Source organism: Leptolyngbya sp. FACHB-321, from assembly GCF_014695975.1.
In the GTDB taxonomy this organism is placed as follows: Bacteria; Cyanobacteriota; Cyanobacteriia; order Leptolyngbyales; family Leptolyngbyaceae; genus Stenomitos.
Map to the genome: position 1 here is coordinate 1 of NZ_JACJPI010000083.1, position 14,072 is coordinate 14,072.

General features: G+C 50.4%; 13 protein-coding genes and 1 pseudogene. 7 read left to right on the forward strand and 7 right to left on the reverse strand.

Annotation, left to right across the window (positions count from 1 at the left end):
- Nucleotides 1-453 precede the first annotated feature (453 nt).
- Nucleotides 454-1,536: an ATP-dependent 6-phosphofructokinase gene (locus H6F76_RS25460; protein WP_190512516.1), complete on the forward strand. Its 1,083-nt coding sequence runs from the start codon at nt 454-456 to the stop codon at nt 1,534-1,536.
- A gap of 52 nt (nt 1,537-1,588) precedes the next feature.
- Here H6F76_RS25460 and puuE read toward each other — a convergent pair whose 3' ends face one another.
- Complete coding sequence (gene puuE / locus H6F76_RS25465) at nt 1,589-2,494, reverse strand: allantoinase PuuE (RefSeq protein WP_190512518.1); 906 nt, start codon at nt 2,492-2,494, stop codon at nt 1,589-1,591.
- A 231-nt stretch (nt 2,495-2,725) separates the two neighbouring features.
- Here puuE and H6F76_RS25470 point away from each other — a divergent pair.
- Nucleotides 2,726-3,231 (forward strand): annotated as a pseudogene (locus H6F76_RS25470) (Uma2 family endonuclease).
- Nucleotides 3,232-3,455: 224 nt separating this feature from the next.
- Here H6F76_RS25470 and uraD read toward each other — a convergent pair.
- The gene (gene uraD, locus H6F76_RS25475; RefSeq protein ID WP_190512519.1) at nt 3,456-3,959 is read right to left on the reverse strand and encodes a 2-oxo-4-hydroxy-4-carboxy-5-ureidoimidazoline decarboxylase; all 504 of its coding nucleotides are present in this window, start codon (nt 3,957-3,959) and stop codon (nt 3,456-3,458) included.
- Between the two features lie 527 nt (nt 3,960-4,486).
- Between uraD and H6F76_RS25480 the strand changes: the two genes are divergently transcribed.
- Entirely contained in the window at nt 4,487-5,419 is a 933-nt protein-coding gene (locus tag H6F76_RS25480) for an ROK family protein (protein WP_190512521.1), read from the forward strand.
- Here H6F76_RS25480 and H6F76_RS25485 read toward each other — a convergent pair.
- Together H6F76_RS25485 and H6F76_RS25490 are read right to left on the reverse strand one after the other, a co-directional pair.
- The gene (locus H6F76_RS25485; RefSeq protein WP_190512523.1) at nt 5,416-5,856 is read right to left on the reverse strand and encodes a hypothetical protein; all 441 of its coding nucleotides are present in this window, start codon (nt 5,854-5,856) and stop codon (nt 5,416-5,418) included. The two genes, H6F76_RS25480 and H6F76_RS25485, sit on opposite strands and share 4 nt — an antisense overlap.
- Before the next feature lie 249 nt (nt 5,857-6,105).
- Nucleotides 6,106-7,014 (reverse strand): CoB--CoM heterodisulfide reductase iron-sulfur subunit B family protein, encoded by a 909-nt coding sequence (locus H6F76_RS25490; protein ID WP_190512525.1) that lies wholly within the window; start codon nt 7,012-7,014, stop codon nt 6,106-6,108.
- 500 nt (nt 7,015-7,514) lie between these two features.
- On the opposite strand from H6F76_RS25490, the gene acpP reads away from it, so the two are divergent.
- From acpP to H6F76_RS25505, 3 genes are all read left to right on the forward strand, one after another.
- A complete protein-coding gene (gene acpP / locus H6F76_RS25495; RefSeq protein WP_190453420.1) occupies nt 7,515-7,769 on the forward strand; it encodes an acyl carrier protein in 255 nt (84 codons plus the stop codon).
- A gap of 180 nt (nt 7,770-7,949) precedes the next feature.
- The gene (fabF, locus tag H6F76_RS25500) at nt 7,950-9,200 is read left to right on the forward strand and encodes a beta-ketoacyl-ACP synthase II (protein WP_190512527.1); all 1,251 of its coding nucleotides are present in this window, start codon (nt 7,950-7,952) and stop codon (nt 9,198-9,200) included.
- 82 nt (nt 9,201-9,282) lie between these two features.
- Nucleotides 9,283-11,196 (forward strand): transketolase C-terminal domain-containing protein, encoded by a 1,914-nt coding sequence (locus H6F76_RS25505; protein ID WP_190512529.1) that lies wholly within the window; start codon nt 9,283-9,285, stop codon nt 11,194-11,196.
- Nucleotides 11,197-11,265: 69 nt separating this feature from the next.
- On the opposite strand, the gene H6F76_RS25510 is transcribed toward H6F76_RS25505, so the two are convergent.
- Nucleotides 11,266-11,460: a hypothetical protein gene (locus H6F76_RS25510; RefSeq protein ID WP_190512531.1), complete on the reverse strand. Its 195-nt coding sequence runs from the start codon at nt 11,458-11,460 to the stop codon at nt 11,266-11,268.
- A gap of 327 nt (nt 11,461-11,787) precedes the next feature.
- On the opposite strand from H6F76_RS25510, the gene H6F76_RS25515 reads away from it, so the two are divergent.
- Nucleotides 11,788-13,344 (forward strand): IctB family putative bicarbonate transporter, encoded by a 1,557-nt coding sequence (locus H6F76_RS25515; RefSeq protein ID WP_190512533.1) that lies wholly within the window; start codon nt 11,788-11,790, stop codon nt 13,342-13,344.
- Here H6F76_RS25515 and smpB read toward each other — a convergent pair.
- The gene (gene smpB / locus H6F76_RS25520) at nt 13,341-13,808 is read right to left on the reverse strand and encodes an SsrA-binding protein SmpB (protein WP_190453405.1); all 468 of its coding nucleotides are present in this window, start codon (nt 13,806-13,808) and stop codon (nt 13,341-13,343) included. The genes H6F76_RS25515 and smpB overlap by 4 nt on opposite strands.
- A gap of 10 nt (nt 13,809-13,818) precedes the next feature.
- A complete protein-coding gene (locus tag H6F76_RS25525; protein WP_190512535.1) occupies nt 13,819-13,995 on the reverse strand; it encodes a hypothetical protein in 177 nt (58 codons plus the stop codon).
- Between the last annotated feature and the right edge of the window lie 77 nt (nt 13,996-14,072).

Sequence of the window (14,072 nt, forward strand, 5' to 3'; positions counted from 1 at the left end):
GCAAAAAAGTGCTTCTAGACTAAGCATGAGGGCAAACCAGGCATGAGATTTTGCATTTTCAGCCTATCGGGTTTGCCCCTTTCTTGTCCCAGTTCTTATCCCGAACTCAGGTTAATAAGCAAACCAGTCCTTAAACCTTCTTAAGTTTTTTCGTTCCCACAAAAGGGTAAAGTCAAAGACGACTTCTTAAATTACTCCAACGTTTGCGGCTTCACAGTGTTTGCGAGGCTGCTGGCGCTGTGAGTGAACCACTTTGTAGTGACATCAGCAACATGGCTTAGTCTGCTCTCAATCCAGAGCAAACGGGTTGTGTGTCTTCTCGTGCGCATGTTCCGTCCCCTCGCCGATTCTGTCTTGTTAAGGATTTTGAGCTGAGTAGCTTCTCTGCGATCGAGGTGATGTGAACGCTTCACGCATTCTTCCAGACCGCTTCTAACTCTGGCTAAATAACTTATGGGAACTCAAAAACGAATTGGTATTTTGACGAGTGGTGGGGATTGTGCTGGTTTAAATGCTGTCATTCGTGCGGTTGTGCATCACGCGGTCAATACCTACGGCTGGGAAGTGTTGGGCATTCGTCAGGCGACGCAGGGGTTGATGGTGCGTCCACCCCTCGCAAGTAGTCTCACACCCGACAAAGTAGACCCGTTTTTAACGGCGGGTGGCACGATGCTGGGCACCACGAATAAGGGCAACCCCTTTGCGTTTCCGATGCCAGATGGCAGCCTGCGCGATCGTTCCCATGAAATCATTGAAGGCTATCGTTTGCTCGGCTTGGATGCGCTCATTGGCATTGGCGGCGATGGCAGTCTGGCGATTCTGCAACGGCTGGCGCAGCAGGGCAATTTGAATTTGGTTGGTATTCCCAAAACCATTGACAATGATGTGGGAGTCACCGAGTTGTCGATCGGCTTTGATACGGCAGTCAGCATCGCGACAGAAGCGCTGGATCGCCTGCACTTTACTGCTGCCAGCCATAGCCGTGTCATGATTTTAGAGGTGATGGGACGGGATGCAGGGCATATTGCCATCAGTGCAGGTATTGCAGGCGGAGCCGATATTATCTTGATTCCCGAAATTCCTTACACCATTAATGGGATTTGTCAGGCAATTAAACAACGTCAGGAAGCAGGCAAAAACTATTGCCTGGTGATTGTGGCAGAAGCGGTTCGCACCGAAGCGGGTGAGTCGGTCACGCTGGATTCTGATGTGGAGCAGTGTCGGTTGGGTGGCATTGGTCAATATCTCTCGAAGCAAATTTGTAGCCGCATTGATGCCGAAACGCGCGTGACTGTTTTAGGTCATATTCAGCGTGGTGGTACACCCTCACCGCTCGATCGCCTCATTGGCGCGACGTTTGGCGTAGCAGCCGTGGATCTAATCGCGGAGGAAAAGTACGATCGCGTGGTCACGTGGCAGAATCGGCACGTCAGGAGTGTGTCGATCCGTGAAGCGATTTTGCACTATGCCGCCGTGAATCCTGAAGGCACGCTGGTAAAAACGGCACGGGGACTGAATATCTATTTAGGAGACTAAACGGATAAGCGCAGATAGGAGAGTACAATTGCCCCTCCCATCTGCACTTTCCTCATGGCTGGTGGTGTTCATGCCAGTGGCGGGCAATATCAAGGCGGCGGCAGAGCCAAACGCGATCGTGCTTTTGTACGTAATCCAGAAATCTAGCTAACGAGGCAGCGCGTCCCGGTCGCCCTACCAAACGGCAATGTAGTCCAACACTCATCATTTTTGGTGCGGTGTCACCTTCGGCATAGAGTACATCAAAGGCATCGCGCAGGTAGGCAAAAAACTGATCGCCTGAGTTGAAGCCCTGAACGCTGGCAAAGCGCATATCGTTGTTATCCAGCGTGTAGGGAATGACCAGGTGAGGCTTGCCATAGTCATGCACCCAGTAGGGCAAATCATCACCGTAACTATCGGCATCGTAGAGAAAACTGCCTTCTTCTACAACCAGTCGGCGCGTATGGGGGCTGGTTCTGCCCGTATACCAACCGAGGGGGCGATCGCCCGTGACCTTTGTGTGCAGGTCGATCGCTTTCTGCAAATGCTCTCGCTCTGCCGCTTCACCAAAATATTTGTAGTCAATCCAGCGGTAGCCGTGGCTAGCAATTTCCCAGTCTGCTTCTAGCATGGCAGCCACCGCTTCGGGATTTCGCTCTAGTGCCATTGCCACACCATAGACCGTGACAGGAATTTCGCGCTGCATAAACATGCGATGCAGTCGCCAAAAGCCCGATCGACTACCGTACTCGTAACATGACTCCATATTCATGTGTCGGATGCCATGAAGCGGCACTGCGCCGACAATCTCAGACAAAAACGTTTCTGAGGCAGCATCACCATGCAGAATGCAGGTTTCGCCCCCTTCCTCATAGTTAATGACAAACTGCACGGCAACCCGCGCCTGCTTTTGCCATTTGGGATCGGGGGTGTGTTGTCCATAGCCCACCATGTCGCGGGGATAATGTTCTGGCATAGAGAAGGTTGAATGAGCAAGTGCCTGAGTGTTCTAAAGCTGAGTGCTTTGGATGCGAGTGTACCGCGATCGACCCTGCCAAAATGCATCACAAGACGCACGTTTGCTTGCGAAGTTATGTCTTGATTTCTGTCTATCAACCTTCAGCTTTAAACTCAATGCTGGCGGCTGATCACTGACTACTAACAAGCATGGCAAGATTGAACTAACTGAAGTCTCTCTGGAGGCGTTATGACTCTCACTGTTAAGGATCTGGAAAAGATACAGGAGCGAATCCCTGACCACCGTTTGGAGTTGGTGGCTGGAGAAGTTATTGTCATGAGTCCATCAGGCTACGAATCTGACGAGGTTACATCTGAATTCAGCGCACAGCTACGCAACTGGGTTAGACCCCGTAAGCTAGGACGGATCACTGGGTCGAGTGCTGGGTTTAATTTGCCAAATGCCGATACTCGTGCGTCTAATGTGTCGTTTGTGCAGGCAGAGCGGTTGCGTCGTAGCCCTCGCAACTTTGCAGAACTAGCGCCCGATTTGATGGTGGAAGTGAAGTCGCCTATGGACAGACAGCTTGACGAAACTGCGAGAGAAGATTGACGTGTTTTTAGAAGCAGGCACAAAAGTAGGGATTCTGATTAAGCCAGAGCAGCGCTGGATGGAGGTGCGGCGATCGCTTTAGACACCTGTTAACTTTGCAGGATGGCGATGTGTTAACCGTTCCCGATTTACTCTGTGGTTAGGAGTTGTTGATTAGTGAACTGTTGTGGTCGCCAGAGTTTGACTGAGCGCTTAACACTCATCCGACCGGGTGAGTGGAAAATCACCTGATGCGGTAGCCTGTGCAGAGGAAGGTGCCGTCGTCCACAAACCCTATTCTGAAAGCATCGATCAAGTACTTCAGGTACAAACGGTCTGAGACCTGGCAGCTCCCTGTCGGGTCTTTTCTGTTTACAGACTGATCGCTTCAGGTATCTGTCAGCAACATCGCTAGACGCAAGCGGGCAATCTGCGTAATTTCAGTCAGCGCTTGCTTGACTTCCGCCTCAGGCGTATGGTGCAAGCGTCGATCGAACGCTTCCAAAATGCTAGCTTTAGTATGCAGTTTGACGGCGATGATAAACGGGAAGCCAAACTTTTCTTTGTAGGCTTGATTAAGCGTATGGAAGCGATCGTATTCCTCTGCTGTCAGTCGATCTAACCCTGCGCCTGCCTGCTCTTGCACTGAGGCATCCGCCATTTTTGCCTTGCTGCCCAAGTCGGGATGTGCCCGAATCAACGTTAGCCGTTCAGCCTGCGTCATGGCATTTACCACATCGATCATCGCCTGGTACAGGTCTGTGATATCTGTAAACGGGCGCTGTGTCCAGGCTTCTCTAGCAATAGTTGGTGTAGCCTCAAATACTGCTCCCAGAGTTGCTACAAAAGCATCCTGACTCATTTGATTTAGCTGAGTGATCGAGTATGGCATAGCAACTACAGCGTGCCTGAGGCAGCGAAAAACAGCGTCAGAGAAAAAGATCAAACGTATCGTACCGCCGTCTGACTCCTGCTAAGTTATTGACCATATTGAGTCTGGTATGAGCTGATCGCGCGATCGCTATTGTTTTAGACTACCACCGCAGCCAGAGACAGAGTGTTGGGACTTAAACCAACGAGCGGACATTCTGCTCGATCGCTTTAGCTGGTTCGGTAGGCATATTGGAAGCGATCGCTTGCAGGCAGCAACCTTTCAGGCAACAACAGTAGGATAGCAAAGCAAACGCTAACGATTCGCAAGCGGTTTGGCTGCATCATTGGAAACTTAAAGAAACAGGATTATGAAAGCAAAAACCTGTCTTTTGGGTAGCACAGAAGCAGTTTCAGGATAGCGAAATTTCCAAAACGCTTCTTAACTAGCACCAAGCCAGCGATCAAAAATCTGCTTACAATTTCAAAACTTCTTAAATTCCTCTAGAATTGCTGACTAGCTATTTTAGAAAGCATTCACAATTCGTTATGGGCATAGACGCTGCTGAAAAGAACCTTCCGGCTCAAGCTTTGGAGCAGGTTTTAGGCATTGATCTGGGCGGCAGCGCCATCAAGCTTGGACGGTTTAGCCATGATGGCAATTGTTTGCAGTCGTTGACTGTGCCTACGCCTCAGCCCGCCACACCGGATGCTGTATTGACTGCTATGGCCGAGGCGATCGCCCAGGTGGATCCAAAACGCCAAGCAAGCGCGATCGGGGTGGGTACACCTGGTCCTACCGATGCCACTGGACGCATTGCCCGGATTGCCATCAACCTCCCTGACTGGCACGATATTCCACTGGCAGACTGGCTCGAAACGAAAACAGGCTGCCCGACTGCGATCGCCAACGATGCTAACTGTGCCGGTTTAGGCGAGGCGTGGCTGGGAGCCGGTCGCTGGTATCGCCATTCCATCCTGCTGACGCTGGGCACAGGCGTTGGTGGCGCAATTATTCTCGATGGCAGGCTGTTTACAGGGCACCACGGCGCGGCTGGTGAATTAGGTTTGATTACAATTAACGCCGATGGTCCCGTTTGCAACAGCGGTAATCACGGTTCTCTGGAGCAGTACGCCTCGGTGCAGGCAATCCGACGACGAACAGGCATGGAGCCAGACAAATTAAGCAAACTAGCAGCAGAAGGCGATGCTAAGGCGTTGGCGTTCTGGCACGACTATGGACGCGATCTGGGCGCAGGACTGGCAAGTTTGATTTATGTGCTGACCCCAGAGGCGATCGTCATTGGGGGTGGTGTTAGCGCCAGTGCCGATCTGTTCTTTCCAGCCGTGCTAGCAGAAATTGAACGTCGCGTGCTGCATAGCTCTCGTTCTGGTTTGCAACTACTACGGGCAGAATTGGGCAATCAGGCAGGTATGGTCGGTGCTGCTCGACTGGCGTGGCAAAAGCAGCTCGAGGGCTAACTCGGCTTCCAGGTCCTACAGTGAAGCTGCTTGGAAAGAATATCAAAGCTTGTTTGATCTAAAGCTTTAATATCCCACCAATAACGTTCTCCCAAATATACTGTATACTCTTCGCCTTTATAGTTTTTGGGAAACTCGGCAAGGCAGAAACTGTCTATGCTCAATGGTATGGTTACGTTCCTAGATTCACCAGGTTTCAGATTTTTAATGGGTCGGAAAGCCATTAGTTTGCTGTTGCTGAGTTCTTTAGGAGTAATGCTCATGTTGTAGATCATAATTCTCACAAAGACCTTATCAATCTCGCTTTTCCCTGTATTTAAAGCTGTTCCTTCAAACTGTGGAACACCGTTATGCGGGGGGAGTTGTTTTAGGTTAAGTTCGATATCATCTACTGAAGTATTCTTGCAGCCACCCAAAGCTACAATACCAATTAACAAAAAGGAGATCCAAAGATGAAGGAAATCCAAAGATGTGTGCTGTTTTCTACAATCCTGACTTAGGTTTCTACCAGCTCTACTTTCTTGCATTACAACGCTTTGAGTCTCAAAATCTTGTGGCGGTTCTTCACTGCTACATCACAACGTAACAGGGAAGAACCACTCAGTAGCACTGGCATAGTCTTAACTTAAGGATCGACTCACTTGCTACGGATTTAAGCTTCGTACGATGCGGTTTTGTTTACTTGCTTATTGCAACCTCAATTTCTCCAACACCGATCGCGTCGAAACGATATGACGATCGAGTCCAAGCTGTTTTGGCTCAACGCCAAGCGCCAGGGCGATCAGTTGTGGCAGATGCAGCACGGGCAGCCCCAGTTTTTGCCCAATCACTTTTTCGACCTCCGGTTGACGTGAATCGAGGTTCAGGTGGCAGAGAGGACAGGGCGTCACGATACAGTCAGCACCTTGCGCGATCGCCTCCTGGATGTGCATTCCTGCCATCTTAAAAGATTGGTCTGTGGCATAGCTGGAGAGCGGCCACCCACAGCATTGAGTCCGTCCGCGATAGTCAACGGGTGTCGCGCCGATCGTCCGAAATACGTTCTCCATTGACTGGGGATTAAAGGGGTCGTCGAAGGGTAGCTGGTCCTGAGCGCGCAGCAAATAGCAGCCATAAAAGGCAGCGCATTTCAGCCCCTCAAGCTTACGAGTGACTTTTTGAGCCAGCGCTTCTAAGCCATAGTCGCCCACGATCGCCCAGAGCAAGTGTGTGACATCGGTACTGCCCTTATAAGGCGAACAGCCTTCCTGCTGAAGCAACCCGTTGATGCGATCGACGTAAGCAGGGTCACTCGTCTGGCGTTCCTTAAGACGCTCATCCACGTGCCCAATCACTCCTTGACAGGTACTGCAATGGGTCAGTAGCGGCAAATTTAACGACTCTGCCAGCGCAATATTGCGGGCGTTGACGGTATCTTCCAAGAACTGCGAATCTTCCTTAAAGGTGCCAGAACCACAGCAGGATGCTTTTTTAAGCTCGACAAGTTCGATGCCTAATGCCTGAGTCAGTGCTTGCGTTGATTGATATAGTTCGCGACAAGCGCCTTGAGCAACACAACCAGGAAAGTAAGCGTATTTGAGCGGTAACGATGGCATAGTCGGTGGGGGTAGAGTGTGGGGAGCCGGATGTAAAGAGGTAAACTTCGAGGTGAGCGTTCGATCAATGTGCGCAATTAAAGGGTGCTGAACCGAAAATTTGTAGAGTATGGGGGAAGCACAACCCCTTTACCAAAACTGACGAGCTACTAAGATATTTTGCACGTTCTTAACGATCATTGTCTTTTTAGCGACTGCCGAGGATCCTTTGCGACTACTAAGAAAGCAGCCTCAGTCTGCCCTTAATGGTTGCTAGAGTGGCGTTTCGACACAACCGTCTTCCTGTTTTTTGTCCCTTGACTGATGTGCCTTCATTTTCAGAGTCACTTAGGAAAGCGTCTGGGAATGATTCGGACGATCGCGCTTTCAGATAAGATCAGGAAATGTTTGTAATTGCTCAAAGGGGCAGTACGAGTCTTAAACCGCTCGGATTACCATTTACTAAGCGTTCAAGCATTTTGAAAAAGATAACGTTGCCGCTGCATTGATTGAGGAAGCTTATGACCACCGAGACAGAAATTTTTGAGAAAGTCCAGAAGATTGTGGCTGATCAGCTAGGTGTTGAAATCAGTGAAGTCAAGCCAGAAGCTAGCTTTGCCAACGATCTAGGAGCCGATTCCCTTGATACCGTCGAGTTGGTCATGGCACTGGAAGAAGAATTTGAGATCGAAATTCCCGACGAAGCGGCAGAAGAGATTGCTACTGTCAAATCTGCTGTAGACTACATCAGCAATAAGGTCTCAGCGTCGGCTTAGGTACAGTAGGAAGTGAACAGTGAACAGCAAAGCTCTATTCTAATCGTTGATTCTGAGAGTCATTGAAGAATTGATGGCAGAAGTCTGTTCACTGAATCTCTCACTAAGACCTGAAGCCTCTTCACCGTTTTTGTGTTTCTTTGTTCTGCATTCTGGGTATCGACCCCTATCGTTGAAGCCATGACAAATAGTGACCGTAAGCGCGTTGTCGTTACAGGACTCGGCGCGATTACACCAATCGGAAATACCTTAACTGCTTACTGGGACGGCTTGTTAAGCGGACAGAATGGCATTGGTCCCATTACGCTTTTTGATGCGTCTCGGCATGAGTGTCGCATTGCTGGAGAAGTGAAAGGGTTTGATCCGCACGCCTACATGGATCGTAAAGAAGCCAAGCGGATGGATCGGTTTGCCCAGTTTGGTGTGTCTGCTAGCAAGCAGGCGATCGCCGATGCCCAGTTTGTCATCAACGATCTGAATGCAGAACAAGTCGGCGTGTTGATTGGCACTGGCATTGGCGGGTTGAAAGTGCTGGAAGATCAGCAAGAAATCAATCTGACGAAGGGACCCGATCGCTGTAGCCCCTTCATGATTCCAATGATGATTGCCAATATGGCAGCAGGATTGACCGCTATTCATACAGGCGCTAAGGGACCCAATTCCTGCTCTGTAACGGCCTGTGCTGCGGGGTCAAATGCGATCGGTGATGCCTTTCGGCTTGTGCAAAACGGTTATGCTCAGGCAATGATTTGCGGTGGCACCGAAGCTGCTGTCACGTCTCTCTCCGTCGCTGGCTTTGCCGCCTGTAAAGCGATGTCTACTCGCAATGACGATCCAGCCCATGCCAGCCGTCCCTTTGACAAAAGCCGAGATGGTTTCGTGCTTGGTGAAGGCAGCGGCATTTTGATTCTCGAAGAACTGGAACACGCTCTGGCAAGAGGTGCCCGTATCTACGCTGAAATTGTCGGCTACGGTGCCACCTGTGATGCGTACCACATTACCTCTCCGGTTCCCGGTGGCGAGGGTGCTGCACGAGCGATTTCTCTCGCGCTGAAAGACGCTAACCTTACGCCCGACCAAGTGAGCTATATCAACGCTCATGGCACTAGCACGCCAGCCAACGACTCGACTGAGACGGCAGCAATGAAAAAGGTGCTGGGCGACCACGCTTACAAGATTACTGTCAGTTCGACCAAATCGATGACAGGACATCTTCTGGGTGGCTCTGGTGGCATTGAAGCGGTGGCAGCAGTGATGGCTGTGGCAAATGATCGCGTTCCCCCTACTATCAATCTCGATAACCCTGACCCCGATTGTGACCTGGACTACGTGCCTCATCACAGCCGTGAGCAGATAGTAAACGTAGCGCTGTCCAATTCTTTTGGATTTGGTGGACATAACGTTACTTTGGCATTCAAAAAATATCGCTAGTCTCTCTAGTGGTAGTCTTTGCTTTTGCTCTATTGAACTTCGTGCTCGTTTGCCTCACATTGCCCTATTCAGGATCTAACCTATGACGACAACGACTACCCGCTTCCCGATCGACCTCGGTGCCTACAAGCCGCTGACGTTAGATCCTGCCAACAAGACCCTGACCGCCGAACAAAAAGAGACTCTCCGAGCTAATATTCAGCTTTGCCGTGACGCGATCATCTTTTTCACCGCTACGGGTGCTGCGAGGGGTGTGGGTGGTCATACCGGCGGACCCTACGATACTGTACCCGAAGTCATGATCTTGCACTCTCTTTTTCAGAGTGCCCCTGATCAGTTTGTGCCGATTTTCTTTGACGAAGCGGGGCACCGTGTTGCCACTCAATACCTTATCGCCACTTTGAATGGTGATCTGCCTGCGGAACAGCTAGCCCATTACCGAGAAGCAAATTCTCACCTGCCTGGGCACCCAGAACTGGGGCTGACTCCTGGCGTGAAGTTTAGCTCTGGTCGTCTGGGTCATATGTGGCCCTATGTGAATGGTGTGGCAATGGCGAACCCTGGCAAGACGGTTTTCTGCCTTGGCTCGGATGGCTCTCAGCAAGAAGGTAACGATGCGGAAGCAGCACGGTTGGCGGTTGCCCAGCATCTCAACGTCAAGCTGATCATTGACGACAACGACGTGACGATCGCCGGACATCCCTCCAAATACCTTCCTGGCTTTACAGTTGCTAAAACCCTGGCGGGTCATGGACTCAAGGTTTTGGAAGGTGATGGTGAAGATCTGGACGATCTGTACGCTCGGGTTATCGAAGCGGTGACAACGCCCGGACCGATCGCCGTGGTCAACAAGCGCCCTATGTCCGTTGGCATTGAAGGGTTGGAAGGCTCCACTCATGGGCATGACGTGATCTCGGTTAAGCTAGCGATCGCCTACCTGGAGAAGCGCGGTTTGACGGCAGCAGTAGACTTTTTGAAGGCGATTGAAACACCCAAGAACCCTTACAAATTCATCGGTGCGGGCGACAAGTGGGACTCCAACCGCAACGTGTTTGGTGATGCAGTAAATGCAGTCCTGGATGGCATGAGTGAAGCTGATCGCAAAGCCAACGTTGTTGTCATTGACAGCGATTTGGAAGGCTCCTGTGGTCTGAAAAAAATTCACGATGCCCACCCCGAAGTCTTCATTCCTTCCGGCATTATGGAGCGGGGCAATATCTCTGCGGCAGCGGGTTTCGGCATGGAAAAAGGCAAGCAGGGCATTTTCGCCACCTTCGCTGCCTTTTTAGAAATGTGCATTTCCGAAATTACGATGGCGCGGCTGAACTACTCCAACCTGCTCTGCCACTTCTCCCACTCTGGCATTGACGATATGGCAGATAATACCTGCCACTTTGGTATCAACAACTTTTTTGCTGATAACGGTTTGGATGATGGCTACGAAACTCGCCTTTACTTCCCTGCTGATGCGGGTCAAATGAAAGCCGTTGTTGCAAGTGTGTTTAACGATCCAGGGCTGCGATTCATCTTCTCTACTCGCTCCAAAACGCCTAACATTCTTGATGCTGATGCCAAAGATTTGTATGGCGAAGGCTATACATTTGTGTCGGGCAAGGATGAAGTTGTGCGAGAAGGCACCGCTGGCTACATTGTTAGCTTTGGTGATGGCTTGTACCGCGCCCTTGATGCAGTACATCGTCTGAAGCAGGAAGGCATTGACGTGGGTTTGATCAACAAACCGACGCTGAATGTGGTGGATGAAGCGACGATCACCAAGATCGGTGCAACTCCCTTTGTACTAGTAGTAGAAGCCTTTAACCGCAAAACAGGTCTAGGCAGCCGCTTCGGCACCTGGCTGTTGGAGCGTGGCTTGACCCCCAAATATGCCCACCTCGGCACCCACAAAGAAGGCTCCGGCGGTCTATGGGAACAGTATCCCCACCAGGGCATCGACCCAGACGGCATTATCGCTAAAGTCAAGGAACTCGTTGGTTAACTGAAACGGCTAATTTCAGCTTAATCTTTGTACTTTAATGGACTGCTAAAACATGGCTAATCTTTACCGTTAGCCTGCTTTAAAAAACGGGGAAGCATCATTGCTTCCCCGTTTTTGGTTATGTTGGTCAGATTGTTCTTTCAGCTTTTTCCGCAGTGTTTGAAATTGCTTGCGGCATTGACGTTGACGGGCGGTGCCACCTTTACCTTTATCATTTCGTCCTTCGCGTCGGGGAGACTCCCATCGCTTGAGTCGTTGTGCCATTGTGCTGCTCCACGTGAAGTGTGAGGCGGAAGGGTGTACAGGAGTAAGAAGTTGATTCACACCAATTTTTCAGATTGGGGTGCTACCGATCTCCTTTCTATTGTAGAAAAAATGCTTGGTCGGTCGCTCCTTCCTTGAGATAACTACCAGTCCAGCGCGATCGTTTCCCGTTTTTGCTGCTGTTTAATGCCATACACATTGATTCTTTCTCCTAACCTCAAAAGTCCCTAGTGTGGCGGTGCAGAGTGTGATTCAAAACTCAAAACTCAAAACTTCCACCTTCTCCCCTAAAATAAGCCAGAGACTATCCCGACTTATGGCGCGTATATGAAATCCCTCTGGCACCAATTGACGCTATTGACTCTATCGCTCTGGCACCAATTGACGCTATCAGCTCTGCCGCTCTGGCACCAATTAACGCTATCAACTCTGTCGCTGCATCAGTGGAGGAGTGCCAGCTACCTGCATGGTCTGCTGCGTCCGTTGAGGCGCTGGCGACAAAGTAGCTTTATGCTCCAGTGGGGCGATTTTATAGGAGCCGCGTTTGTCTGTTTAGTCTTTGCGATCGCTCCCTTTGTTTCAGATGACAAGAGTTCTCTAGCAGTATTGCTGGCTGCTTGTGCAGGGTTTTGGGTACTGCTAACGCTGTCAGATGGTGACGATAGCAGTGAGCAAGCTGTGGGGAATCAGGCTGAAACAGCACGATCGCCTCAGCGCTGGCAAAATTGGCTAAATCCCAGCCGTTCTCCCCTGGCAACACCGATTCACTTTATGGTGGTGCTGTACTGGGGCGTTTCAGCCGCTGCCACCGCGTTGTCTCCGGTCAAACGGGCGGCATTCACTGGATTAAGCAAACTCACCCTGTACCTGATTTTATTTGCACTGATGGCACGGGTCTTGCGATCGCCCCGCGTCCGTTCCTGGGTAACAGGCATTTATCTTCATGCAGCGCTGCTTGTCAGTTGTTACGGCATTCAGCAGAAAACCTTTGGCGTAAAGGCTCTAGCTACGTGGGTTGATCCAACCTCTCCTTCTGCTAAAGAGCCTCGCGTCTATAGCTATCTGGGCAATCCTAATTTACTGGCAGCTTATCTGTTGCCAGCGATCGCGCTAAGTCTTGTCGCCTTCTTTGTCTGGCGGCGCAAGGGACCAAAACTGCTAGCAATTACAATGGTGATCGCTAACTCCGCTTGCCTTTACTACACGGGTAGTCGGGGCGGTTGGATTGGTTTTGCCGCGATGATTTTTATCCTGTTGGTCTTACTGCTCCACTGGTGGAGTGTCTATCTACCGCGCTTTTGGCGTACATTCGCCTTACCTACTGTCCTGGGGGCAAGTATTGCAGTCATTGTTTTAGCAGTTTTGCTAGTAGCACCGCTCCGCGATCGCGCCAGCACCGTTTTTGTTGGACGCCAGGACAGCAGTAATAACTTCCGCATCAACGTTTGGATGTCGGTACTAGAAATGATTAGAGATCGACCCATTCTGGGCATCGGTCCTGGTAACGTTGCCTTTAACAGTATTTATCCCTACTATCAGCGCCCTCGCTTCAGTGCCCTTAGCGCTTACTCCATTCCACTCGAAATTGCAGTTGAAACGGGAATTATTGGACTAACCTGTTTTGTTTGGCTCCTGTTAGTCACGTTCAATATTGGTTGGCAACAGCTTCAGCGGCTACGCGCAACTAGAGATTTAGATGGGTTTTGGCTTATGGGCGCGATCGCAACGCTGGTCGGTCTGCTGAGTCACGGCTTGGTTGATACCGTTTGGTATCGTCCCCAAATCAATACGCTCTGGTGGTTAATGATTGCCCTCATTGCCAGCTACTACACTCTGCCCACTGAAACGAAAGAAGACGTATCAAAAACCGAAGTGCGCATTTAGAAATTCTTCAAAGCGCGCTGCATTGTGCGTTGGTCTTCGCGTTTCTTAATGTCTTCGCGCTTGTCATGCAGCTTCTTACCTTTCACTAGCGCCAGATCGATCTTGACCCAACCACGCTTCATATACATCTTGAGCGGTACCAGCGTTAACCCCTGCTGTTCAACCTTACCGATCAGCTTGCGGATTTCTTCGCGGTGCAGCAACAGCTTGCGGGTGCGAGTCGGTTCATGGTTAAACGCTTGACTGGTGGTTTGGTGCGGCGAGATTTGCACATTCATTAGCAACACTTCGCCCTTGCGAATAAGCGCAAAGCCATCTCTCAGGTTAACTTTACCTGCCCGAATAGATTTAACCTCCGTGCCCATCAGCTCGATGCCTGCCTCGTAGGTCTCCAGAATTTCGTAGAGATAGCGAGCCTGACGGTTATCGCTGACAATCTTATAGCTAGTACTGTTATCGCCCATACCTTTCACTCTAGCGCTTCAGGCTACGGTCTGCTAGCCGTTTAAGGAATAAATTAAGGAACAAAACGGGGCTTTGACGGTCATAAAGTACACGATCGTTACCATTCGGGGAATCTTTGAGTAAGTGCCTGGGATAAGCCTTTGTTGCTGCCAGTCGTACATTTTTTAGCGTTTTAACGCTCTTCATTTTCAAGCTGATACAGCGATCGCCTCTTTTAAGGATATCACTGCTTCACTTATTGACTAACGTGTTAGTGGAGCCGA